Origin of the sequence: Photobacterium angustum, assembly GCF_003026365.1 — a bacterium.
Taxonomy (GTDB): domain Bacteria; phylum Pseudomonadota; class Gammaproteobacteria; order Enterobacterales; family Vibrionaceae; genus Photobacterium; species Photobacterium angustum.
In genome coordinates this window covers 42,977-68,629 of sequence record NZ_PYOM01000004.1, presented here as the reverse complement: position 1 = coordinate 68,629, position 25,653 = coordinate 42,977, and the positions used below count along the sequence as shown (strand labels likewise).

General features: G+C 39.7%; 18 protein-coding genes. 10 read left to right on the top strand and 8 right to left on the bottom strand.

The genetic code is table 11. The features are described 5' to 3' along the window. Window positions 1–23: 23 nt before the first annotated feature. The 4 genes from CTN01_RS05280 to CTN01_RS05265 all read left to right on the top strand — a co-directional run bounded on the left by CTN01_RS05280 (window position 24) and on the right by CTN01_RS05265 (window position 7,260). Window positions 24–1,460, top strand: coding sequence for an amino acid permease (locus CTN01_RS05280; RefSeq protein ID WP_045148460.1), 1,437 nt, complete (start codon window positions 24–26; stop codon window positions 1,458–1,460). Window positions 1,461–2,094: 634 nt separating this feature from the next. Next, window positions 2,095–4,740, top strand: coding sequence for an alpha-glucosidase (gene ygjK / locus CTN01_RS05275; RefSeq protein WP_045148596.1), 2,646 nt, complete (start codon window positions 2,095–2,097; stop codon window positions 4,738–4,740). Window positions 4,741–5,222: 482 nt separating this feature from the next. Then, on the top strand, window positions 5,223–6,857 hold the full coding sequence (eptA, locus tag CTN01_RS05270; RefSeq protein ID WP_045148459.1) for a phosphoethanolamine transferase EptA: 1,635 nt from the start codon (window positions 5,223–5,225) through the stop codon (window positions 6,855–6,857). A 43-nt stretch (window positions 6,858–6,900) separates the two neighbouring features. Continuing rightward, window positions 6,901–7,260: a diacylglycerol kinase gene (locus CTN01_RS05265; RefSeq protein WP_005366468.1), complete on the top strand. Its 360-nt coding sequence runs from the start codon at window positions 6,901–6,903 to the stop codon at window positions 7,258–7,260. A gap of 105 nt (window positions 7,261–7,365) precedes the next feature. Here the strand turns inward: CTN01_RS05265 and speB are convergent, their stop codons facing one another. Both speB and speA read right to left on the bottom strand, forming a co-directional pair. Continuing rightward, on the bottom strand, window positions 7,366–8,298 hold the full coding sequence (speB, locus tag CTN01_RS05260) for an agmatinase (protein ID WP_045128168.1): 933 nt from the start codon (window positions 8,296–8,298) through the stop codon (window positions 7,366–7,368). Window positions 8,299–8,391: 93 nt separating this feature from the next. Then, on the bottom strand, window positions 8,392–10,311 hold the full coding sequence (speA, locus tag CTN01_RS05255; protein ID WP_045148458.1) for a biosynthetic arginine decarboxylase: 1,920 nt from the start codon (window positions 10,309–10,311) through the stop codon (window positions 8,392–8,394). Window positions 10,312–11,020: 709 nt separating this feature from the next. On the opposite strand from speA, the gene CTN01_RS05250 reads away from it, so the two are divergent. From CTN01_RS05250 to CTN01_RS05240, 3 genes are all read left to right on the top strand, one after another. Then, complete coding sequence (locus tag CTN01_RS05250) at window positions 11,021–11,935, top strand: DUF808 domain-containing protein (RefSeq protein WP_045148457.1); 915 nt, start codon at window positions 11,021–11,023, stop codon at window positions 11,933–11,935. A gap of 191 nt (window positions 11,936–12,126) precedes the next feature. Then, the gene (locus tag CTN01_RS05245; RefSeq protein ID WP_005366456.1) at window positions 12,127–12,597 is read left to right on the top strand and encodes an outer membrane lipoprotein; all 471 of its coding nucleotides are present in this window, start codon (window positions 12,127–12,129) and stop codon (window positions 12,595–12,597) included. 542 nt (window positions 12,598–13,139) lie between these two features. Continuing rightward, window positions 13,140–14,426 carry an MFS transporter gene (locus CTN01_RS05240; RefSeq protein ID WP_045148456.1) on the top strand — a complete coding sequence of 429 codons (1,287 nt, stop codon included), beginning with the start codon at window positions 13,140–13,142 and terminating at the stop codon, window positions 14,424–14,426. Between the two features lie 74 nt (window positions 14,427–14,500). Here the strand turns inward: CTN01_RS05240 and CTN01_RS05235 are convergent, their stop codons facing one another. From CTN01_RS05235 to CTN01_RS05225, 3 genes are all read right to left on the bottom strand, one after another. Further along, complete coding sequence (locus CTN01_RS05235) at window positions 14,501–16,480, bottom strand: flavohemoglobin expression-modulating QEGLA motif protein (RefSeq protein ID WP_045148454.1); 1,980 nt, start codon at window positions 16,478–16,480, stop codon at window positions 14,501–14,503. Further along, complete coding sequence (gene gshB, locus CTN01_RS05230; RefSeq protein ID WP_045083105.1) at window positions 16,467–17,492, bottom strand: glutathione synthase; 1,026 nt, start codon at window positions 17,490–17,492, stop codon at window positions 16,467–16,469. The genes CTN01_RS05235 and gshB overlap by 14 nt, the downstream gene beginning before the upstream one ends. Window positions 17,493–17,607: 115 nt before the next feature. Next, complete coding sequence (locus CTN01_RS05225) at window positions 17,608–17,961, bottom strand: MaoP family protein (protein ID WP_005366451.1); 354 nt, start codon at window positions 17,959–17,961, stop codon at window positions 17,608–17,610. A gap of 219 nt (window positions 17,962–18,180) precedes the next feature. Between CTN01_RS05225 and hdfR the strand changes: the two genes are divergently transcribed. Together hdfR and CTN01_RS22720 are read left to right on the top strand one after the other, a co-directional pair. Continuing rightward, window positions 18,181–19,041 (top strand): HTH-type transcriptional regulator HdfR, encoded by an 861-nt coding sequence (gene hdfR, locus CTN01_RS05220; protein ID WP_045148453.1) that lies wholly within the window; start codon window positions 18,181–18,183, stop codon window positions 19,039–19,041. Between the two features lie 227 nt (window positions 19,042–19,268). Then, window positions 19,269–19,430 (top strand): hypothetical protein, encoded by a 162-nt coding sequence (locus tag CTN01_RS22720; RefSeq protein WP_005366446.1) that lies wholly within the window; start codon window positions 19,269–19,271, stop codon window positions 19,428–19,430. A gap of 89 nt (window positions 19,431–19,519) precedes the next feature. Here the strand turns inward: CTN01_RS22720 and CTN01_RS05215 are convergent, their stop codons facing one another. Continuing rightward, window positions 19,520–19,966, bottom strand: coding sequence for a hypothetical protein (locus CTN01_RS05215; protein ID WP_045148452.1), 447 nt, complete (start codon window positions 19,964–19,966; stop codon window positions 19,520–19,522). Between the two features lie 441 nt (window positions 19,967–20,407). Here CTN01_RS05215 and mrcB point away from each other — a divergent pair, with 441 nt between their 5' ends. Further along, window positions 20,408–22,753, top strand: coding sequence for a penicillin-binding protein 1B (mrcB, locus tag CTN01_RS05210; protein ID WP_045148451.1), 2,346 nt, complete (start codon window positions 20,408–20,410; stop codon window positions 22,751–22,753). 110 nt (window positions 22,754–22,863) lie between these two features. On the opposite strand, the gene CTN01_RS05205 is transcribed toward mrcB, so the two are convergent. Both CTN01_RS05205 and CTN01_RS05200 read right to left on the bottom strand, forming a co-directional pair. After that, complete coding sequence (locus tag CTN01_RS05205; protein ID WP_045083101.1) at window positions 22,864–23,916, bottom strand: succinylglutamate desuccinylase/aspartoacylase family protein; 1,053 nt, start codon at window positions 23,914–23,916, stop codon at window positions 22,864–22,866. A gap of 348 nt (window positions 23,917–24,264) precedes the next feature. After that, the gene (locus CTN01_RS05200; protein ID WP_045148449.1) at window positions 24,265–25,584 is read right to left on the bottom strand and encodes a peptidoglycan DD-metalloendopeptidase family protein; all 1,320 of its coding nucleotides are present in this window, start codon (window positions 25,582–25,584) and stop codon (window positions 24,265–24,267) included. Window positions 25,585–25,653 lie beyond the last annotated feature (69 nt).

Below are 25,653 nucleotides of genomic sequence, written 5' to 3'. Positions count from 1 at the left end.
TGGATAGTTTTTTTGGAGTAAATATGACGGAAGTAACTCGAGGTACGATAGGCAAATTTGCCTTATTGTCGATGACATTCGCAGCGGTATTCAACGTTCGTAATATCGTTAACAATAATATTGAATTAGGACTAAGCTCTGCGCCAATCTTTTTGTTGGCAACCATGATCTATTTCATTCCTTTCGTATTCATTATCGCTGAATTTGTCTCGGCGAATAAAAACTCAGAATCAGGCATGTACGATTGGCTAAAGCAGCCTTTAGGTACCAAGATGGCGTACATGGGCTCATTCCTGTACTGGTTCGTTAATCTATTTTTCTTTATCTCATTACTACCAAACGTGATCGCTTATGCTTCATACGCCATGATGGGGTATGAGTACAGCTTCTCACCAATCGTAACGTCAGTAATTTCGATTGTGTTATTTGCTGCTGCCACCCATATTTCAACCAAGGGTGCATCATGGTTAGGTAAGATCACTGAAGTGGTGGCTTATGGTGTGTTCTCACTGTTCGCTATTTACGTCGTTGGTGCACTGCTTGCACTAGGTAGTGATCATCAACCGGCACAACCAATCACATTAGAAGCGATGAAGCCAACCATTAACTGGGCGACATTAGGTATTATGTGTTGGATTTTCCAAGCAGCTGGTGGTGCAGAAACGGCTGCGGCATATCTTAATGATGTTAAAGGCGGTCATAAGTCATTTATTAAAGTGATCATTGTCGCGGGTATCGTCATTGGTGGTATGTATGCCCTTGGCTCTCTACTTGTGAACGTGTTCGTGGCACGTGAAGATTTAACGTATGCGGGGGGAATGGTTGAAATTTTCACGGGTATGGGTAACTATTTTAATATCTCGGAAGCGTTAGTCGGTCGTTTTGTCGGTATTGTGCTATTCATTGCGATGTTTGGCTCAATGATGATGTGGACAGCAGCACCTGTGAAAATCCACTTTTCTGAAATTCCTAAAGGTGTATACGGTGAAAAAACCACAGAGCTAAACGAGCATGGCGTACCAGTGCGTGCAGCATGGTGGCAGTTTGCGTTTGTATTTGCGATGTTAGTGGTTAACGGTTTTGGCTCTGAGTCAGTACAGCAGATGATGAATACCGCTATTAACCTAACCGCAGGTACGGCAATGTTACCGCCAATTCTTATCATGATCGCTTACTTCGTTTTCCGCTGGAAGCATGACGATACCCCACGTGATTTTCGTATGGGCTCACAAAAAGTCGGTATGGGTGTGGTATCTATTCTTATCGTAATTTTCGTGGTGAGTATGACGGCATCTGCGTTCCCTCCGGGTGTTGACTTAGTTCGTGCGTTCTTCATTAATGTCTTTATGACGGCGGTATTCTCTGGCTTGGCTTGGTGGTGGATTTCTCGCTTTGAGAAGAAACAACAAGGCATGATTCAACCAGAAGAAAAGAAACCGACAGTAGCAACACAGCGCTAAGCAATATCGCGAAATAACTATATAGATAAGCCACTCACTTTTGTGAGTGGCTTTTTTATTTTTAACTCAAGTCGATTTTTTACTTTTCAATCATTTTTTTACTGAAAGTTTCAGGTTTATTTAAGGCTCAAACAACAAATAACACAAAAATAAAGATAAATACTGAAATACCGTATTTTAATGACTGTGATGTTGCTCATAAAATTCTATAAAAGTAAGTGGGTTGATTTGTTACGAATGTTACATAAGTCATTTATTTTTATTTGGTATTTTGGGGTGAATATCACCGTGAGTGATATGGTTTGGGGAGAAGATCTACTTTTAAATTTAATGAGTTAAGAAAGACAAATAGATAAGCAATGACTATGATTTCAAAGTGTGAAATTACTTCAAAAATAAAAGCAACGTTACTTTTGATTTTTGTATCTAATTGTTACAAGGTATTCTTAACTTGAATTTTAGTAAAATAACTTATGTGACTCACTTCAATTTTACTCTTGGTTTTAGCCCTTAATATTCCTTCCGCGTACAGAGTAATACTCAAGCTACTCTAAAACTAAAAATACAATAGCAGTCCAAATTTTAACGTGGAATGTCTCTTTATATTAAAGGTGTAACAATGACGAATAATCCAATGGTAACCAAGAAAACATTGCTTGCTGCAGTGATCGGCTCTTTATTATTGACTGCTGGCTGTAATAGTGATGATTCGTCTAGTTCATCGTCTGAAGAGAAAAAGAAACCAGAATTAGCCCTGCAGTTTAAAGACATTATTGATCGCACAGGTACACCAAAACACCTTGCAGAAGTTGGATCTGGTGATCACATGGCTTATACGCCATTACATGATGACGGCGCGTGGCATGGCCACTTATTACCAGATTTAAAAGCAAATCCAGAAAATAAAGGTGGTTTTGGTGTGACTGCTATTGCTGAAGAATATAATACTTCGGTAGCAGAGTATTTCGATAAATTATCTATTTTAAAAGATGGCCAGCCTGTTAATTTTACAGCCAAAGCTTACAGTATTCCGGGCGCGTTAATTCAAACATTAACCGCCGATGATATTCGTGTTGAGATGACACTGCAGTTTGTTTCTTCTCGTTCCTCATTGGTTGAGACGGTCGTTACTAATAATAGTGGTCAAGATCTTACGTTATTGTGGGACGGCAAACTAGTTGAACGTTTCTACGCCCTAGATGGTGTTGAAAAGCCAGTATGTAGTGAATTAGATAAAGATGATAAACAAGAATGTTATGAAGCAACAGTCGCTGAAGAGTTACCAGATTTAACTCGCACTTTAACAACGGATAATCATGGTGATATTACTCTGCAGTTTGGTAAAGAACGTGATTCATGGTGGGTGAGAACCCGAGGAGATTCTGCTTTTTATATTGATCGCAGTATTGCTGCTAAAACAACAGTAAAAGGTTTGGAATATCAATCAACATCAGAGATTAGTAATGAGCAAGAAACCAAGATCTATACCGTATTTAGTCATACTTTAACTGCTGAAGAATGGAAGCAAGAGCAGCCAGTTGTGGCTGATATTTTGAAAAATCCTATTAAATACATGAATGCGACCACTAGTCGTTGGGAAAGTTACTTAAGTCATGGTTTAGTAAATGACAACGCAACCGCAGAACAAGAGCGGGTTGCTGTCAAAGCGATTGAAACCTTAACCGGTAACTGGCGTAGCCCCGCTGGTATGGTAAGCCATGATACGGTAACGCCATCAGTAACCGCACGTTGGTTCTCTGGCAACTTAACTTGGCCGTGGGATACGTGGAAACAAGCGTATGCGATGGCGCACTTTAATCCTGATTTAGCGATGGAGAACATTCGTACTGTGTTTGAACACCAAGTTCAGGCTGATGATGTGCTACGCCCATATGATAAAGGCTACTTGCTTGATGTGGTGGGTATGAACATGTCTAAGCAACGTGGTGACGCATTAGGCTTAACTGATTTTAATGATGCACAAACATGGAATGAGCGTAATACCAAACCATCACTCGCGTCATGGGCGGTATGGGAAGTCTACACAGCGCTGAAAGATAAATATAACCGTCCAAGTGATGCCAAAGCATGGCTTGAAGAGATGTACCCACAGTTAGTGGCTTATCATGATTGGTGGTTAACTGCACGTGATACCAACAGTAATGGTATTCCTGAGTATGGTGCTGCGGTCGATCCTGAGCATACAAAAGATGGCCAGCTTATTTACAAATATAAGCTAGAAGGCGATACAGAATGGCAAGTCGCTTATGGTATTGATAATTACAATGCACTGTTAGAGTCGGGCAATTACGTTGATATAAGCAGCCCAGCACAAACAGCGGCTTCTTGGGAATCAGGTCGTGATGATGCCGCGGTATTTGGTTTTATCGACACCATTGCTGATGCGCAAGAGCTGAGTGATTCTGACGAAATTGCTATCATCGATCAGCTAGGTCGTTATGCGAAAGAGAAGTACGAGTTTGATAATAGCTATAATATCAACGCTAAGACTGTGACTTACAGTAATACTGATGCGGTTAATACTGCAAAACTGAACCTAGCCAAAAAAGATTGGCAAGTGAAATTCAGTGAGAACAAAGATGCATCGGGTGCAGTGATTGGTTACTCATTGATGCAAGAATCGGTTGATCAAGCGTCATATTGGTACAGTGATAATAAATATCTTGCACAAATTGCTGAGGTATTAGGTCATAACGATGCCGCTGAAACCTTTACGCAAAAAGCTAAAGAGACGAAGGACTACATTAATAAATGTATGTTTGATACTGACACTGGTTTCTACTACGACATTAATATTGATAGTTCTGAAGCGAAAGAATTAAATAATGGTTGCGCGGGTAAGCCAATTGTAAAACGAGGTATGGGAGCTGAAGGTTGGTCGCCACTGTTTAATGGCGCAGCAACGGATGCAACCGCTAAAGCCGTTGTTCAAAATATGATGGATACCAGCAAGTTTAATACGACAGTGCCACTTGGAACAGCATCTGCTGATAACCCAGCTTATGGTGCCGATATTTACTGGCGTGGTCGAGTATGGATTGATCAGTTTTATTTTGGTGTGAAGGGGATGGCTAATTATGGCTATACCAAAGAAGCGCATGAGATGGTAAATAAACTTTTTACTAATGCAGAAGGTTTAACTAAGCAGCTTCCAATTCAAGAAAACTACAATCCAGAAACGGGCGAAGTGCAGGGCGCAAATAACTTCTCATGGAGCTCTGCTCACCTTTACATGTTGTACAACGATTTTCTGAAATAACCCGTTTAGTAGCATTATGATTAGATCAGCACTAATTCCTCAAGTGCTGACAAAATAAACGCCGATATCTATGTGTATCGGCGTTTTTTTATCTATTTATATATAAGTGGGCTTATAGCGATATCTACGTATCTTTTGTCAGGATACTAACTGCTTGTTTGTTCATAATACGGCGGCGTTGATTTACCTCTTTAAGTTTTTATTTATCGGTAGAAGTGCTAAGAGCATATTTCTTCTATCTTTATTAAGAGTGCAAGGAACCTAAATGAGAACATTACTTTTCATTAATTGAATCTTTGTTTTCATTTTAAATGCCAGTCAATATATATAGATATTAGTTATTTATATGTTTTTGGCTATATAATTCGCCGCCAAAATAGGATCCGTTCGCCAAGGCTGGCATAACCTATATCGTGAACATCTTCTATCATAGTTATGTTGACGTTATATAACTATGATAATTATTCTTGGGAATAGATAGAATGAAACTCCGCTTAACCAGCGTATTGTATACACTGCTTGTCGCACTCTTTTTTACGGCAATACAAAATATTGCGCTTTGGCAACATATCACAGAGCTATTTGAGAGCCAGCCACCAAAGAGCATTATTTTTGCTATTTCTATTCCTATTTTTATTTGTGCAGCACTGAATATTATTTTCACACTGCTCATCTGGCCTCGGATATATCGCATACTTACCCCATTACTGATTATTTTGTCATCATTGGCAACATATGGCATGTATAGCTATGGTGTGTTCTTTGATTACGGCATGATCGTTAATATTTTTGAGACAAATACTGGTGAAGCAGCCAGCTATTTATCTTTAGGTGGTGGGCTATGGTTACTAGTCATAGGTATTGTTCCCGCGATTATATTTACGTCGATGAAGGTGCAATTTAAGCCTTTTATCAAAGAACTTGCCTCTAAATTGCTATCGGTTGTGATTTCGTTGGTTGTGATCGGCATTATTGCGGCTGGCTATTATAAAGATTACGCTTCATTAGTACGTAATCATTCAGAAATCAAAGCCTTAATTAATCCGACTAATTACTTATCAGCGACCTATCGTTATGCGCATTACCAGTTAATTGAAGCGAATATGCCATTTACCCACATTGGCACTGATGCTGTAAATGAACATGCGGCAATCACAGCAAAAACCAATAAACCTAATGTAGTGGTGATGGTACTCGGTGAAGCATCACGTTCTATGAACTATTCATTAAATGGCTATACGCGTGATACCAATCCACAATTAGCAACCCGCAATGTGATCAGTTTTCTGAACGTGAAATCCTGTGGTACAGCAACAGCTGCTTCAGTGCCATGTATGTTTTCTGATATGACCAAAGCGAATTATGATCCTGTTAAAGCACGCCATCAAGATGGTGTATTAGATGTCTTGCATCATGCAGGTATTGATGTGTTATGGAAAGACAATGATGGTGGCTGTAAAGGGGCTTGTGATCGTGTTAAGCATATTGAAATGACCGCTGAGATTGATCCTAGCTTATGTCATAACGGCTCTTGTTATGATCAGATTTTACTTAAAGGCTTACAGCAATATATTGATGATGCTAAGCAAGATACGATGATTGTTTTACATATCATTGGTAGTCATGGACCAACGTATGACGATCGCTATCCTGAAAAATTTAAAGTGTTTACTCCCACGTGTGATACCAGTGATTTACAAAACTGTACTCAGCAACAAGTGAAGAATACGTACGATAATACGATTTTATATACCGATCATATTTTGAGCCAAGTAATTGATATGCTTAAGCAAGATGATCACCATGCCAATACAGCTATGTTTTATATGGCCGATCACGGTGAATCATTAGGTGAAGATGGTGTGTACTTGCATGGTTTACCTTATGCCATTGCACCGAAAGAGCAAACTACAGTACCTCTGATATTATGGTTGTCGCCTGAATACCAAAAAAGTCAGCATATTAATCGTGGTTGTTTAGAGAAAGAAGCCGCCGCCGGGGGATATTCTCAGGATTATTTATTTCATTCATTGCTTGGCATGATGGATGTCAAAACGAACGTTTATGATCCTAAGCTAGATATATTTTCACAATGTCGTAATATTAGCGCCCACTAAGGCAGTACTAGCTAATGATTAATAATAAGAGAGATAAACAACAATGAAACCGGGCGCAACAGGGATTACTCGTATAATTAATGCTGCAGGCTACTCGGCAAAAGGGCTAAAAGCTGCATGGATAAATGAAGCAGCCTTTCGTCAAGAGTCAGTGTTATTAGTAGTGATGACTGCGATTAGCTTTTTCTTACCTGTAACTGGGTTAGAGCGAGTGATCATGATTGCTTCATTGTTACTAGTGATGATTGTTGAGCTGGTTAACTCGGCAATTGAGGCGGTGGTTGATCGTATTGGTCCTGAGCATCATGAACTAAGCGGCCGAGCGAAAGATATTGGTTCTGCGGCGGTATTTGTTGCGATGGCTGTAGTTGTATTGGTATGGGGTGGTATCTTAATTAGTTAATTAAGTTGCAAGACTTATAGCTATACAAAGAAGACACCGAAAAAAAGCCAGAGATTAGCTCTGGCTTTTTTGTTGTTAACTTGTCGTGCTTAATCAAGCTAAAGCTTATTTGATGTCTGCTTTTTTATGCGTCAGTGCCCATAGGTGAAGCATATCGGTTGCGATTGTTGCTGCAGCCAGTGATGTCATGTCAGCATGATCGTAGGAAGGGGCAACTTCTACCACATCCATACCTACAAGATTAATTCCGGCTAAAGCACGAATTACTTTTAACGCTTTATCCGATGTCATACCGCCACAAACAGGTGTTCCTGTTCCTGGCGCAAAAGCAGGATCTAAACAATCAATATCAAAGGTTAAGTAAACAGGCATATCACCCACTTTCTCTTTGATCATGGAAACGATTTGCTCTACAGACCAATCATTCGCTTGACCTGCATCTATTACATTAAAGCCCAGCTTATCGCTGTGCTCAGTACGAATACCAATTTGCACTGAATGAAGAGGATCAATTAACCCTTCTTTTGGCGCATGGTAGAACATGGTGCCGTGATCAAACTTGCTACCTTGATCATAAGTATCTGTATGTGCGTCAAAGTGAATCAATGCCATTTTTCCAAACTGCTTAGCATGTGCGCGTAGTAGAGGGAGTGTCACAAAGTGATCGCCACCAAAACTTAGCATTGCCTTACCTTGCTCTAATAAGCCTGTTGCGTGAGCTTCGAGACGGTCACACATTTGTGCGGCATCGCCACAATCAAATACCAGATCACCACAGTCAGCAACCTTGATAGTTTTAAATAAATTAAATGTCCACGGCCAGCGTTTACCTTCCCATGCTAGGTTGGTTGAAATTTGGCGAATCGCGCCAGGTCCCATGCGACTACCCGAACGACCAGTGGTTGCCATATCAAATGGAATACCAGTGATCACCACATCAGCATCAGACTCCATTGGTGAGAAGTTGAGTGGTTGACGTAAAAAACCAAACGCATTTGCGTATAGTGAGTAATCTGGGTAGTTAGCTAATGTTGCCATGGTTCTCTCCAACAACAATCTTGGGCAAAGCCCCGTTAAGACGTCCTACTACACATGACTAGCGTAGTAGGAACCTTTTATTTAATATTTTAGTTAAATAGCACGGACATCTTCGAGGTAAGTATAACCCTCTAGACCTTCCGCTAATTCTTGTAAAATTGCATCACGTTCGTGATCAGCTAAGTGTTGCTCAGCCATTGTTTGGTATTGGCGTAAAAACTCTTTCGAGTCTAAATGCACGTAGCGCAATACATCGCCAACACTATCACCACGATCAATTTTTTCTATTTCATAACCACCGTCAGTACGAGTACGGACAACTGCAGTGTCGGTATCACCAAAGAGGTTATGCATATCACCTAAGATTTCTTGATAAGCACCGACCATAAAGAAACCAATACGGTATGGCTCTTCGGCTGACCATGTTGGAACCGGTAGCGTTGTTTCAATACCTTGGCTTTCAACATATTGATCAATAGCACCATCTGAATCACAAGTAATGTCTAAAATAATGGCACGACGCTCAGGGGCTTTATCCAAGTTGCTTAATGGCAAGATAGGGAAGATTTGATCAATTCCCCATGCATCAGGCAATGATTGGAATAAAGAAAAGTTCACGAAGAACTTATCAGCTAAGCGCTCGTGTAATTCATCTAAAATCGGGCGGTGTGCACGATTTTTATCTGATAGCTTTCTTTCTAATTCATAACATAAGCGCAAACTGACTTGCTCTGCCCATGCTCGATCGATAAAGCTAATCATCCCAACCCCAAATAGGGCGTGCACTTCGGCTAAATCATTTTGGTTGTCATGATAAATCTCAACCAACGAACGTTGCTCTGCATGTTGCGAGAGCTCGTTCCACGACATCCACATGTTATGTAGCACTTGTGGTGCGTCAAATGCTGGTGCTGAAATACTCTCAGGTTTGTAACTTTCAATACCCACAACATCGGTGATTAAGACTGCGTGATGTGCTGTTAAGTTACGGCCAGACTCTGAAATAATGCGTGGCATAGCGATATCGTATTCAGTACAAATATCACCTAACACATAAACAATGTTGTTTGCATATTCGTTAATACTGTAGTTCATTGAGCAACTGTTCTGACAACGCGTACCTTCGTAGTCCACGGCCAAACCACCACCAACATCGACAGTTGTAATACCGACACCGATTTTTTTTAATTCTGCGTAAACACGACCAGCTTCACCCACACCATTTCTTACATCACGAATGTTGGCAATTTGCGACCCTAAGTGGAAATGCAACAATTGCAGACAATCTAGCATATTGCGCTGGCGCAGTTCATCTACCACAGTTAAAACCTGAGATGCCGATAATCCAAACTTAGACTTCTCGCCACCACTGGCTTGCCACTTGCCTTTACCTTGCGAGGCTAAACGAGCGCGTAAACCAAGACGTGGAGTAACGCCAAGCTCTTTCGCTTGCTCTAAGATAATGCGTAGTTCTGATAGTTTTTCTAGGACGATATACACTTCGTGTCCTAGCTTTTCACCAATGAGTGCAAGACGAATGTATTCTTTATCTTTATAGCCATTACAGACAATGACGGAGCTCGCTTCTTGCGCCATAGCCAGCACAGCCATAAGCTCGGGTTTACTGCCTGCTTCTAAACCTAACTGACGTTGTTGCTTAGCGTATTGGCTTTTAAGAATCTCGCTAACGACTTCTTGTTGTTGGTTGACTTTGATTGGATAAACCGCAAGGTAGTCACCTGTATAACCATAATTTTCAATTGCTTGGTTAAATACACTACATAAGCTATCGACACGATGGTGCATCACTTCAGGAAAACGTACCAATACTGGTAATGAGGCACCTGCAGCAATCAGTTCATCAGCAAGTTGTGATAAACCAATGGTATTGTTGGGAGCCTGTAAATTAGGACGCGCAACCACTGAACCATCTTGTGCAATATCAAAATAGTTTTGGCTCCAGTAAGGCGTATTATAAACGTCACGTGCGTTATTAATTGTCCACTCACTCATAGTCTTAATCCTTGTAAGTACGCGGTCAGTTTTTAAGGCGAACAGAAGCCCTACATAACTGCAGAAAATATCAAATAAAATAGAAGGTTATGGTTGCTGACGTAATAAAAGTCAGGATCTAAAGGTCACGCTAATAAAAAGCAATCCACATCAAACAGTAGTGTATTGCATTTAATTACACGTAACTGGGACTATCCGAGTTCGTTTCATCATTATTATTAATGAACATACGTGTCGATCGTCTAAATTGGGTTGGTCTGATGTTGTTGGCTGCGTTGTCGCATACTTTATTCAGACAAGAAAATGCCTGTAGGTATAGTGCTGCGAATAATTTCATTGTCATTTCCGAACAGGTCGTGCTGCTACTAGCACGGTATGACATAACGTAAAGAGAGGAATTCCAATCTCAGTCTACACCTCAAACCGAAAAGAGGGTGCTTGGCGATTAGACAATTGAATGAGGTTAACTGCAATCAAAAAAGATTTATCGTTATGATAAGAAAGATTAGCCATTCGGCTTTATACCGACTTTAATTGAAAAGGGCGCTAAATCGCGATAAAAAACGCTGATTTTTATTTTTATGGTATAGGCAGTATAATGCTCAATTGTATGTTGGATGAAGTCAGCATCAACAGCTTAGTATTAACATCATAATGTTAGTTTGTGTATTTAAGAGCAATAGGCTCTTAATGGAAGGAGTAGTAACCTGTGGCAGGAGCAAGTTTATTAACTTTGTTAGATGACATCGCGACCGTATTAGACGATGTTGCTGTGATGACAAAAGTAGCAGCACGAAAAACAGCGGGTGTGTTAGGCGATGATTTAGCATTGAATGCCCAACAGGTAACGGGGGTACGTGCGGAACGCGAAATTCCTGTTGTATGGGGCGTCGCAAAAGGCTCATTTAAAAATAAGCTGATATTAGTTCCAGCAGCGTTATTGATCAGTGTAATAGCCCCATGGCTGATTCAGCCAATGCTGTTATTAGGCGGTTTATTCTTATGCTTTGAAGGTGTTGAGAAAATCGTTGAAAAATTATTTCATTCTCAGGCAAGCACAGAAAATAAAGTTGATGTGTTAGCGCAAAGTGATGTTGATATCGCAGAGTATGAAAAAGAGAAAATAAAAGGGGCTATTCGTACTGATTTTGTTCTTTCTGCTGAAATTATTGTGATTTCTTTAGGGGTTGTACAAGATCATCCATTTTTAACTCAAGCCATTGTTGTCAGCGTAATTGCCGCAGTTATGACGGCAGGTGTTTATGGTTTGGTTGCAGGCATTGTGAAGTTAGATGATGCGGGTTTATACCTTGTGAATCATAGCGAACAAGCGAGTTTGAAAAACCGTTTTGGCTCACTATTGGTGAACATAGCACCTTATCTTATGAAGGCTCTGGCGTTTGTGGGCACAATTGCAATGTTTCTTGTCGGTGGCGGTATCGTTGTACATACCTTACCGCATTCCCATGAAATCGTAGATAACATTGTACAAGCCGTCAATTTTCCTGGTGCAGCGTCTATTTTACCACCATTAATGAACGGTATTGTGGGTGTTATTGCGGGGGCCGCGGTAGTTGTTGTGGTGACGTTGATTAATAAAATTCGCGGTAAAAAAACACACTAGATTGAGTGTTTTTTTACCTTTAAAAAGAGAAACTAATTGTAAAGCGTTGCTTCTTCTTACACGAATAATTTGTAACATATTGTTTTTATTAGTCCATTCAGTGTGAATACAGGGTTTGTGAGCAAAATGTTAATTTAACGTCCAAACTTATATCGTTGTAAGAGCAGATTGCTTTATTGACGGAGGTTATATTGAAAAAGTATACAGTAGCATCTTTATGTCTGGTCGCAGCACTGGGTGTAACCGGTTGTGCGCAAAATCCATATGGTAATGCTTATGATGTCGGTGAGGCACGCACAGTACAAAATGTATTAACCGGTACGATCACCAAATTAGATGCCGTAACCATGAGCGGTGGTGGCGAAAATATGATTGGTACCATTGCAGGTGGTGCCATTGGTGCCATTCTTGGTTCGAAAGTTGGTGGCGGTAGTGGTTCTGATATTGCAGCTATTGGTGGTGGTTTAGCTGGCGCAGCTTTAGGTAATAAAGCGGGTGATGCAGTTAGTAAACGTAATGGTGTTAATATCGTAATTAAACTTGATAGCGGTAGAACCATTGCTGTTGTGCAGGAAGTCGATCCAAATATGATTTTCCGTGTAGGCCAACGTGTTGATATTTATCAGCAGGGTAGTACGACACGCGTTGTACCTGGCAACTAATCGCTAAAATTAAACATTTATACATTTGAAAGGCAGTCCATCAGGCTGCCTTTTTTATATATTGTGAAATCATAATTGAATATATATTTAATAAGAAAAAATGATTATTCTATTTTTATATTTGTAACTAATTATTGCTTTTGGTTTTGATTAATTGTGACTAGTCATAGATTGCGATAAAAATGTAAATACTTTTAACACTAAAATATATATAAAAATTTAATGAGAACGTTAGTGTATATTTATACCTAAAATATCATCACCAGTTGAATTAACAAAAAAATCGATTTTGGTTAAAAAGCTCTTATTCTGATAATATTAAGTTTGTGACATTAGTGTTTTTCTTTTCTTGTATTTTTGGTGTTTTACTCTGAAGTTCGTCATTTATCATGATTTATACCTGGTCTTATCAGTTGGTTTGCCGGTAATCATAATATTTGTTTTCATGGTTAAAAAGGCAACAAATAATTAAAATGTACCAAATGCTTCAAAGAGTAGGCTTTCGAACACTTTAAAAAATTCAGTTCGTAAGTATTTAACCTATGAGTAACAATAAATTAGACGAAACGTATAAACGTTTACGCTGGCAAATTATAATAACGACTTTTTTGACGTATACAGTGATGTATATTTCTCGCAAAGCATTTGCAGCTGCAGCCCCATTGTTAATGACCGATTTGGGAATGACCACGGTTCAATTTGGTCTAGCATCTTCTATTTATTATATTTTATACGGTATTTCTAAGTTTAGTTCAGGTCTTCTCGCCGATAAAATTAATCCACGCTTATTCCTTGCTCCTGTGCTTGTCGTGATCGCCATTATCAACGTTGGTATTGGTATGACTGACAGTGTCACCATGCTGTTGTCTCTATATTGCTTAACTGCTGTTGTACAAGGTTGTGGTTTTCCACCGATTGCAAAAGCGATCAGCCAGTGGTATTCAAAATCTGAGCGTGGTGGTTGGTATTCATTATGGAATACGTCACACAATGTTGGTGGTGCCTTAGCGCCATTAATTGCATCCGCTGTTATTGCTTACACAGGGAATTGGCGTTACGCATTTTACGTTCCTGCTGTTATTACCGCAGTACAAGCCATTATCGCGGCTGTGATGATGCGTGGTAAGCCTGAAAACTACGGATTACCTAATGTTGGTGTATGGCGTAACGATACCAAGCAACTTGAGATAAACAAACGTTCTGAAGCTGGCTTAACAATGTGGGTCATGTTTAAACGTTATATTCTAACCAATCCTATTATTTGGTTAGCGATTGGTGGTGATCTTTGTATCTATGTGATCCGCACTGTTTCAAGTGACTGGGTCAGTGTTTACTTTGTTGACGTATTACATTGGGATTTAGTTAAAGCAAACTCTCTGGTGGCATGGTTTGAGGTTGGTGGTATTTTAGGTGGTCTAACATCCGGTATTATTTCTGATAAATTCTTCGGTGCTGATCGCTGGAAAACCATTTTAATCTATTGCTTTGTCTTAATTAGCGGCATGGTGGGTGTAGCATTTACATTGCATATTGACTACATGCTGGTGGCATTGTGCTTCTTTATCATTGGTGCGGGTATTTATGCTCCTCAAATGTTGTTTGCTTTAGGTATTATTGAAGCCTCTCACGCTGATGGTGCAGGTGCAGCAACAGGTTTAAAAGGTGGGGTAACCTATATCGGTGCAGCGCTTGCAGGTGCACCTATTGCGATGATACAAACAAGCTACTCATGGAACGGTGTATTTGTGCTATTAGCTGCAATCGCAGTGGTGTTGGTGTTATTGACTTGTACGATTATACAGGTCGATCGTAAACGCTTACCAATGTAACGTTCGCGCGTTAATAATACATAAAAAAAGCGACCGATTGGTCGCTTTTTGTTTATGATTTATTTACTAGTCGATCAACGAATCGAGTTAAGCATAAACTCCATCACTGGATCGATATCCGCATCTATCTCTAGTGCTTTAGGTAAGTAATCGGGCTGTTTTAAGATCCCGCGCTCGATGAGTTCATCAAGCAGGGGCTTAAATTCAAAGCCAGTCTTACCAATAAATAATGATGTTAAATCTTCATTCTTATACGCTTGAATCGCATCTTTTAAGCCACGAAGATATAAGAAATCTTTAGTGAAACCACCACCACGATATACACGTGCAGTAACGGTAAATGCTTCATCATTACTGATACCGTATTCATGCTTCAAGCTGTTGAAACAGGCATTGAAGGTATCACCATTTACCATCATCTCTACAGCTACAACACGCAACGCCAATGTTTTTAGACGGTGTAGTGGGAAGCTACCTGATAAGTGCTCACAAAGAATCGCAAGGCCTTCTTGTGTATGCGTATTACCCGGTAAACCCAGTTGTAGGATCTTCAATGGTTGACGTTCAGCATTCACTGACGTAACTAAGTGCACACCCAGTTCGTGATGAATTAACGCATCCAAATCACCTTGTGTAAAACGACTGTTTGGGTTCACCTTGATCGTTTTACCACTTACCATTGCTCGTGCGATTAGCTGCTTAGAGGATACGACTTTACAAGGAATATCGTACTCTTTCGCCGCTTCTTTAAACGCTTCTATTGCTTCATTGGCTGTGATTGTTGCAGGCTGCTGCTCTTTGTATTCACAAGCATGAAGAATAAATTTTGCATTGGCAATATCACGCTCATCAGGCTGACCGTAGTAACGTAATGAATTATATAAGAACTCATCAGTACCAATACTACAAAGTAGATCAATACGTACCGCTAATTGGTCGATAACCTTGCGATACATTTTTTGTACGTCAGCATCACGGATACCTTCTACTGGTAGACGATAAAGTTGCTCACGGAACTTGTATGGATCTAAATCAAGTTGGCGATAAGTAAACTGTGGCTGATAGCTATGCGGCTTACTTAAAAAGCGTCGTTTTTCTTGCTTAAGGTTAGTTGGGTTGATGTAGCTAAGCGTATTGATACCACGAGCAATACGATATAGCTGACGATCCAGTTTGAGCACTTCTTTCGATAAATTCGAAGCAAGCAGATCATTACCAGTTAAACCTTTGGCTTTTGTGCGTTTAGTGATAGTAAAAGCAGCATGTTCCGTAATCACGGTTTTCATGGACTCTTTCAGCTTTTCAATCACTAATGGATACGCTTCGCCGCCTTCTTCATTCATGAATACTTTTTTTACTTCAATCGGTAAGATTAATGTGTTTTTAAAGTTTTCTTTAATGAAAGCTGCTTGGTACCCCATGCCTTTAAAGACATCATTTTCTAATGCTGTTACTTCTAGGTTGGGTAGCTCTATACTATTTAAACCTTCAAGCATGACATCAATTTCTTTACGCCAACGACGACAGTTAACTTGTTTAGTTCCGACATTGAATGTCGGTGTTTTCTCGTCAATACGTTGGTAGTTATATGAATGGATGTCATATAACAAACATAAACCGAACTCTTTTTCTAATGTTTCAATTAAACATTTAAGAATACGATAGTAGCGGTTATGTTTTTCATGCGTTACTGCACGTTCTTCTACCGTTAATGGCTCAAGCCATACATTCTTACCCCAAGCATCGTCATAGATACAGTTGCTTGGATCACGGTTAAGATCGTATTCGTAACGTGAATCTTCACCTTGAAGAATGATTGGCAGAGATGAAATAAAATCGCCAGTAAATGGATCTTCTTCAAAGTAGCGCTCTTCTTCTGTTAGCGCACATTTTTCTTTTAACTCGCCACGAAGGTTGTGTCCATGATGAATGGCAGTAGCAATATAAGGCTGATATTCGCTAACACGAATCGTCAAGCTGCCATCATCAAGTTTTGCTTCAAAGGGAGTTAGGCTGCGGATTTTATCCAGAACCTCTAACTCAGTATGCAGCATCTGCAATCACCTTTCGAAAATCATTTTTACGTGCAATGCCGACTTCTTTCGCCATTACTACACTCTCAGCAAAATCTAGGACATTACGTTGAAGTTTTACACGGTTAAGGCGATTGATACGGGTAATGCCGCCTGGGCTTAATACGTTTACTTCAACCAGTTTACCGTTAATCACGTCAAGTCCAACAAAGAACAGACCGTCGCGCACAAGCTTAGGACCAATGTGTTTACATAAGTTAAGCTCTTGCTTCGTCAGTACGTGTTTTACTTCACGGCCACCGGCATGGATGTTTGAACGCACATCGCCTTCTGCTGGCACACGGCGCATAGCACCAATAGGCTCACCATTAAGCAGTAGAATGCGTACATCACCTTGTTCTGCACCTTCAATGTAATCTTGTAAGATCACATAGTTTTCATCGTCACCAATGTAGAAATCAAGTAATGATTTAACGCTTGATTTTGCACTCTTTTCAACCAATATTACGCCTTTACCACCGTAACCATTTAGTGGCTTTAAGATCATACGATCATGGGTTGATTCGTCTAATACACGCTCTAAATATTCACGGTTCTTTGATACGTGTGTTGCTGGAATATATTCATGGTTTGGATCGGGTAACGATGCTGTATATAGCTTGTTATTAGCGACACGTAGACCATCAATATCATTAATAATGAAAGTATGCTCACGCACAGAATCTAAGAAATTAAGAGCCATGGTATCTAGTGGTGGGTTAGCACGCATAAAGATAACGTCAAAGCCCGCGAGTGGTAGCTCAGCTTTGTTAAATTCAGCTTTACGGTAAAAGCTTGGAATATTGTTTGATACATCACCTTTTTTTAATACGTTACAGAATGCAATAGCCATGCTGTCACGCATAGTTAAGTTACTTGGTGTTGTAATTGCAACCGTGTGACCGCGGCTTGCGGCTTCATGGATCAGACGTAGTGTGGAGTCGTTTTCGGCTTCAACTTTGTCCCACGGATACATAACAAAACAAATTTTCATAGCTCTACCAAGAAAGTGCCTGTTTTACAGGCTATTAAAAAGAAATAAGCCATCGCACTAGAGTGGGATGGCTTCATTGTTACTCGATAAACAGAGGTTAGCCCTCTGATAGTAATTAATAGTCTAAATCGCTATCACTACCACTATCGGTATCATCATCGTCGCCGTATACGCCATTATTAGCACGTTGCGACACGCATAAGGTATAACTGCGTGCTTTATGAGTGGTGTGGTTCAGGTATTTTAACCAACACTTACCAAATTCAGACACTGCTGCTTGCTGACCTAACACTTCAGCAAGGAACTGAGTTTCAGACTCATCGATTGGTTGAGTAGTCCCTTCATGTAAGGCACGCATAATACGTCCGTAATTTTCTAAGACGCTGGCTTCACTAATTGTGAAAACTCCCGAGCGATTAAAGCCACGTGGGAAATTTTTATCGTCGTAAAATTTACCTTCACTTCTCATTCATAAAGTCCTTGATGTGATTTGGGGTGATATTTATCCAGACTTGGCGAGTTGTAAATCAAACAATTTTTATCGTTTTGATGAATATTTTTGATGATTTAACGCTGCAAATCATCATATCGTTTAAGATCTAGATTAAGCTCTTGCTTATTAGATATATAATGCTTAAATAGCACGATAATCACGCAATTTATCCTTCTTATTCTTGAGAATTTCGCTGTGGATACAGAATTACTAAAAACATTTTTAGAAGTAACTAAGACTCGTCACTTTGGCCGTGCTGCTGATAATTTATATTTAACGCAGTCTGCCGTCAGCTTTCGTATTCGACAGCTTGAGTCTCAGCTAGGTAACCCGTTGTTTTCTCGTCAACGTGGTAATGTCCATCTAACTGCAGCTGGTGAGCGTTTACAGCCTTATGCTGAAGCTATTTTACAGACATGGGGGCGTGCGAAGCAGGATGTTGCATTAACAGATAGCCTAAATACCCAATTAGCTATTGGCGCATCTCCTTTATTCTGGGAGTTTGATGGTATTTCTGATTGGATTAACCATATCTATGCCAATCTACCTGGATTAGCATTACGCTTAGAGTCTGTTAAACGTGAAGGGATGGCAAAACGCTTGTTTGATAAGAGCATTGATCTCTTTATTACCAGCGAGCCACCGAAAATTGAAAATCTTAATGTACGTAAAGTCCGAGACTACCAATTACAGTTAGTGACTAATAAAAGTAATTGTTGCTTACATGATACTCGTGATATTCCACTCGTCTTTTTAGACTGGGGAACACGATTTTCTGTTGAGCATAGTCGTATTGCTGAGCTTCAGCGTACACCAATAATGCATACACATTCTGTTAAAATGGCGCTTGATTATATTTTAGCGAATGCTGGAGTTGGTTATCTGCCATCGCCAGTTGTCGAAAGTGCTAAGAAAGAAGGCTTACTTCATGTGGTAGAAGACGCGCCAGTTATGGATCAAAGCTTATATTTAGTATGGCGAGAAGATAACGAAAAAGAGGACTTGATCAATGCGTTAGTCGAAGTTCCTTTTAAGAATATGACTGAAAACAATTGATAAGTTTTTTTGCTGATAAGCAGTAAAATATCTTGTTGTACAGAGAGCGAGTTCCTGAATTAGTCTTAGAAAAAATACGAATTAAGCAATAAATCAAGTGGAAAACAAACAAGGCAGTTGTCACTGATTTTACAAAAAAGCGACGTATTTTTGTCACAATAGAACATTAATATTGCCTGTGTTCTATTTATTAATTACTTACTCTGGATGTAGTTCAGGAATCGCAAATGGCTAAGTTAGACCAAAAGTTTCACAAGGGCAGCAAATCAAAATTCAATTCTGAATTTAATGATGATTTTCAAGAGTTGAATCAATCTCGTAACAAAAAGAAACGTCGTATGACACGTTCACGTTTTGAGAGTCCGGAGTACAGCGATTTCGATTATTAATAGTATTTAGTATCGGCAATAAAAAATAAAAAGAAGGCGTATCCTAAGGGTACGCCTTTTTATTTAGCGGTTAATCACGCAAGGGATGATTATTTTTCTTGGCTTAATGCAGCATAACGATGAAGTAATTCTGTCAGTACACTGATCCAACCAAATGCGTTGTCAGGTGCATTGACCAAAATCTTTTCAACTTCAGCACAGTGCTGATCTAATGTCACGGCTTCTTCTAGCTGGAATGAAATAGCGTAAAAATGCCAAAGAATTAAACGTGTCATACGCTCAACATTTTGCTTAGCGTTATCTGATTCTGAAAATGCTTCTTTGACTTCACCCAAAGCAACCGCTGTCATACGTAGCATTGCATCAAATTGTGCTGATTTGAGGCGCTCTTCACTATCCACTTCTTCTTGTTCAAAAGTGAATATTTCCTGCATTACATCTTCCGGCACCATGCGGCTGATTACGCGTAAGCTAAATTCTTCAAGCTCATGACGAGGCATTGTTAATAGGCAGTTTAAAGTATAATCACGTTGCATAGCTATCTCATGGTACCTGTGCCCGATCGGAATTGATCGCTGGCTTTCTTAAAGACGTTATTGTGGATGATTTGCGAATAAATTGCGACCCAAAGCCGGATTGAATTAACCGCTTATTACGCCACAAAGCATTTGTCATGCCTAATGATACGAAATCAAACGCTGTCTTTTGAGGATAGGTTAATCTCATTACTAAGGAGATTAATGCTCAAAGAACGTGCCATTTTTATCATCATAAAATAATGTTTTTTGCCAGCCTTGATGAAAAAATCATACAATATAGAACTGACACTAGGATGACATGATCATTGATAATTAGGATTATGTTTAGCCCAACTATATTGATTTTATATAAGGTAGTAATTTAACAGCCGTCTCATTTATCTTATTGTTTGATAATTATTTTTTAGAAAAGTCGTTGCTGTTAAATTGGAAGAATGAATGACATCAAATAAACATCAGCCTGATAATCAACAGGATAAGCCACAGCCATCATCAACGCGTAAATTAATTAAGCGTAGTATTCTTACTGTTGCCATTATTGGTGGCTTGGGTATGGCCTATCTTGGTAATAATTTAAACAAAACCATCAGTGAGAAATTTGCAGGTCAACTGTGGCAATTACCTTCGGTGGTTTACGCTCGCGAGCTTGCTCTTCAACCTGGAGCGCCAGTTAGCTATAACTCGTTAGTGAATGAGTTAAAAGTATTGGGCTATCAAAAGGTCGCTAAGCCTGATCAAAGTGGTGAATATAAAGCAAATGGCTGGTCTGTTGAATTTGTTCGTCGACCATTTAATTTTAAAGAGGGTGCGGAAGGCGCTCGTCATGTTGTTGTGACATTCAACAGTGAAGGGATCAGCCAAATCAAGGATCTTGATACAAATAAAGAGCTTGGTTTCCTTCATATCGATCCCAAAATGCTGGGAATGTTAGAAGCGAAAAATGACCAGCAACGAATTTATCTCCCTGAAGATAAAATGCCTAAGCTACTAGTCGAAGGTCTTGTTGATACTGAAGATCGTCATTTCTATGAGCATGATGGCATTTCTTTAGTGGGTATTGCTCGTGCTTTTGTCGCTAATATCAAAGCGGGTCACACAGTTCAAGGTGGTAGTACGCTAACGCAGCAACTTGCTAAAAATATGTTTTTATCGAGTGAGCGCAGTTTATGGCGTAAATTTAAAGAAGCCTATATGGCGATTATCATCGATTATAAATATGGCAAAGAAGAAGTACTTGATGCTTACATGAACCAAGTTTATCTCGCCCAATATGCAGGTCGCGGCATTCATGGTTTTGCTTTGGCATCTCGTTATTACTTTGATCGCCCATTGTCGGAATTGCGCCCTGATCAATTAGCATTGTTAATTGGTTTGGTAAAAGGTCCGTCTTACTACAATCCTTGGCGCAACCCTGAGCGTGCAAAAGATCGTCGTAACGTGGTATTAAAAATCATGTTAGACAATAAACTGTTAACGGATAAAGAATATCAAGCATCAATAAAATTACCGTTGGATATTCAATCAAAAGGACAACTTGCAAAGCGTCAACCTGCGTACTTTGATCAAATTAAACGTGAATTAGAGCAAAAAGTAGGTGATGCTTTTGAAGAAGGTAAAGGCTTACGTCTGTTTACTTCACTGGACCCTCAATCGCAAAAGTTAGCCGAAGAATCGGTGAAGAAAATGATCCCGTTAGTGGAAAAGCGTTCGGGTAAAGATCTACAAACAGCGATGGTGATTGCTGATCGTACTACGGGGGAAATCCGCGCTATGATTGGGGGAAGTAATCCTAATTTCCCTGGCTATAATCGTGCGATAAATGCTCAACGTCAAATTGGCTCGGTAGTGAAACCATCTGTTTACTTGTCAGCATTAGAAGACCCAGAGCAATACACGCTTGCAACTTCACTTAAAGATCAGCCTCTTTCTATTAAGATGCAAGATGGTGCGGTATGGAGTCCTCGGAACTATGATCGTAAGTATCGTGGTGAAGTGCCTTTATTTGTGGCGTTAGCTAAATCATACAATGTTCCGACGGTTAATTTAGGTATGGCTTTGGGAGTTGAAAAAGTCTCAACGACATTAACAAAATTAGGGATACCACTTGAAGAAATCCCTCAAGTACCATCACTATTTTTAGGTTCGATGGCCTTGTCACCATTTGAAGTTACTCAGATGTACCAAGCAATTGGTAATAATGGCTATTTAGCGCCATTAACGGCATTAAATGCCGTGGTTGATGAAGATGGCAAAGTGCTGTACCAAAATTGGCCTAAAGCTTCATCAGTAGTGCCAAGTCAGGCTGCATGGCTGACTATGTATGCGCTGCAAGATACAGTCAAATTTGGTACTGCTCATTCATTGAATAAATTGTTCCCTAATAGCCACCTAGCCGGTAAAACGGGTACTACAAATGATGGTAAAGACAGCTGGTATGTCGGTATCGATGGGCGTGAAGTTGTAACTGTATGGATGGGACGCGATGATAATAAAACTGCACACTTAACGGGTGCGACAGGCGCATTGCGTTTATATACTGATTACATTCAGCACCGCAAACCTGAGCCATTAGTCTTAACTCAACCTTCAGAATTGGAAGGAGAGAAATATACGGTAGCAGCGAACGGTACCTATGTTGAAGATTGTTCAGGTACAACACGAATGCCTATTTGGGATCCTAATGGTGATCTTAAACAAAACTGTCAGGTACAAGCTGTGAAGCAACAAGCGAAAGAAGTGCAGAAAAAAGTCGAAGGCTTCTTTGATAAGCTCTTTGATTGGTAATGATATTTTTTGTTTTGCCGTTATTGGCTTAATATAAAAATGAAAGGCTAAGTGTGCGCACTTAGCCTTTTTTATGCTGTGTGTTTTACAATGAAGCTCTAATAGCTAAATTAGTTTGTCATACCCCATTTTAGCTCATCATCTAATTCTTCGATGGCATCATCAAGGTAACTTTCCACTTGCTCTTCAACTAAGCCATCAGGTTCTTCAAAGAAAGCAATATGGAAAATAGCATCACCTTCGTTAACTAAAGGCAATGTTTGCTGACCAATGACGATCCCACCTTGTGGAGCAATAACAGGCGCTTCACTGCTTCCTGCAGGATCGCTAATAGTGGCGATGACTTGATCTTTCGATACCTTCTCACCCAAGGCCACATGGGATCGAAGCAAGCCATCATAGTCGGCACGAATCCAACGTGTTGCTTTTGGCACCATTGGTTCAATAACTTTTTTGCTACGGCTAGTGCGTAGCATATTTAGATGGCGCATTACCTTCAATACGCCTTGAACGCCAGATCCTACTGCATGTGGATCAAGACGTAACGCTTCACCTGCCTCAAATGTGATCACGGGTATGTTAAACTCTTCAGCAGCTGCTCGTAATGAGCCCTCGCGCAGACTTGCGTCAACAACAACGGGTGAGCCAAATGCCATTGCCATATCTTTAGCTAATGGGTTTTCAAGGTTAGCTCTAATTTGAGGTAAGTTAGTGCGGTAAATTGCAGCTGTATGTAGATCGATAACATGAGATGCACGACGAACCACTTGATTAAAGTATTGGTAAGCCATGCGACCTGCAATTGAACCCCGCTCAGAACCAGGGAAGCAACGGTTCAAATCTCGACGATCGGGTAAGTAGCGAGATTTATGAATAAAGCCAAAAACGTTAACTACAGGTACTGCAATAATTGTTCCGTGAAGTTTATTTAAATCTATCTTTTCAATGACTTGACGTACAACCTCAATACCATTCAATTCATCACCATGAATAGCCGCATTGATTAATAAGACGGGGCCTGGGTGTTTACCATGAAGGATATCAACAGAAACCGAAAGAGGTGAGTGAGTATAAAGACGAGCAATCTCTAATTCACAATTAATGTGTTTACCCGCGTCAATTGATAAGCCAGCAAATTCAAAAGGTGGCGTTTTCTTAGCCATAGATACTTCCTGTATTCGGTAGTGTATATAAGAATAGAAAATTGTTGGATGCCGATAACACAAGGAGGTCAATCATGGCGCATACAATGGCAAAAGAATAAGCGTATATTCATTTTATAAATATATGGCATTGTCACAAAAACAGTGATATTTACCGAGTAAAATGTTTCTAAATGTATCTATGTTGTTATATTAAGTTGTTATTATCGTAATGCTAGATTTATTAAAAATGATTCTCGTAATAGATACTGGCTGGAGAATTGTTATGTTTGATATGAAATAAAAAGCACTTCTATTCAGAAGTGCTTTTCGATTGTTTTATGATGATTGAACTAAAAACCAGATGTATTATTTTGTCACACTTGCGATTTGGTTTTTATCTTGTTCGGTTGATTGTTTAATCAAGGTATTATATTTAGCAACCTCGCCTTCAAATTCTTTCTTTTCTTTACGAGGAACAGACGCAGCCAATGGAATCTTTGCTGTCATTGGGTTTACTGCTTTTCCTCGAATTAAGAATTCATAGTGAATGTGTGGGCCTGTTACACGGCCTGTGCTTCCTGATATCGCAATTTCTTGACCACGTTTAACATGCTGACCTTTCTTAACCAAAATACGGCTGTTATGTAAGTAACGAGTGCTGTAGTTAGCACTGTGTTTAATGACGACATAACGCCCTGCATAAGGGTGGTTAGTCACTAACGTTACAACACCATCACCTGTTGCTAGTACTGGCGTGCCTGATGGTGCTGCAAAATCAACACCATTATGTGGTTGGCGACGTCCAGTAACCGGGTGAACGCGATTAGGGTTGAATGGCGAACTGATACGGTAAAATTTTGCTGTAGGATAACGAAGGAATGCACGTTGTAAGCTATCACCATTTTCATCATAAAAGTTACCATCAGAATGCAGGTAAGCTGTTATATAGCGTTTACCCGTATAAATCCGAATAGCTTGTAAATCACTGTCACCTGTAGCTTGACCTTTTATATATTTACGTTTGGTAACAACTTCAAATGAATCTCCTGATTTTAGGTCACGACTAAAATTTAATTTATCTTTTAAGATAGACATAATTTCTTGAGCTTCACTATGTGAGACGCCAGCTTTACGTACTGACGCACTAAAACTACCATGGATAGTTCCTGTTGCAACAGTCTCTCGCCATACACCAGGTAAAGTAATTTCTTTTACGTCGAAATTACCATCTTTAGTACGAATGTAATCAATTCGCTGTGCTAAGCTAAATTCAAGCTCTAACTTATTTAGTTTATGATCACTTTCATTAACCCAAAAACGTAAGATATTACCTGGTTGAAGTTTGTCAATTTGAAGTGTGTTTAAGTCAGCCTCCATGATGGACTGAACATCAGAATAGGGGATAGACATTCTCGCAAAGATGCCACTTAGGGTGTCACCATTTTTAATCTTATATTCATAAGTCGGTGGTAAATCGACTGTTTTCTGCATTACTTTTGATGACAAAGCAGGTAATACCACCTTTGGAGTGGCTGGGATAGAAAGTTTTATTTCTTTATAATTTTGATGAGGTGTCGCTGTATTGATAGATAAAGCTGCAGCAACGGTGATAAGAGAAATACCTGCAATACTAATATAGCGAGAATTAATAAATTTTCTCAAAATCGTCGTGTTTAACGTAGACATAAATCTGGAATGCTCGTCAGTTCTTATTTTTAGTGAGTGCAATCAGCACTAGCTTATTTTTGCGAGGAG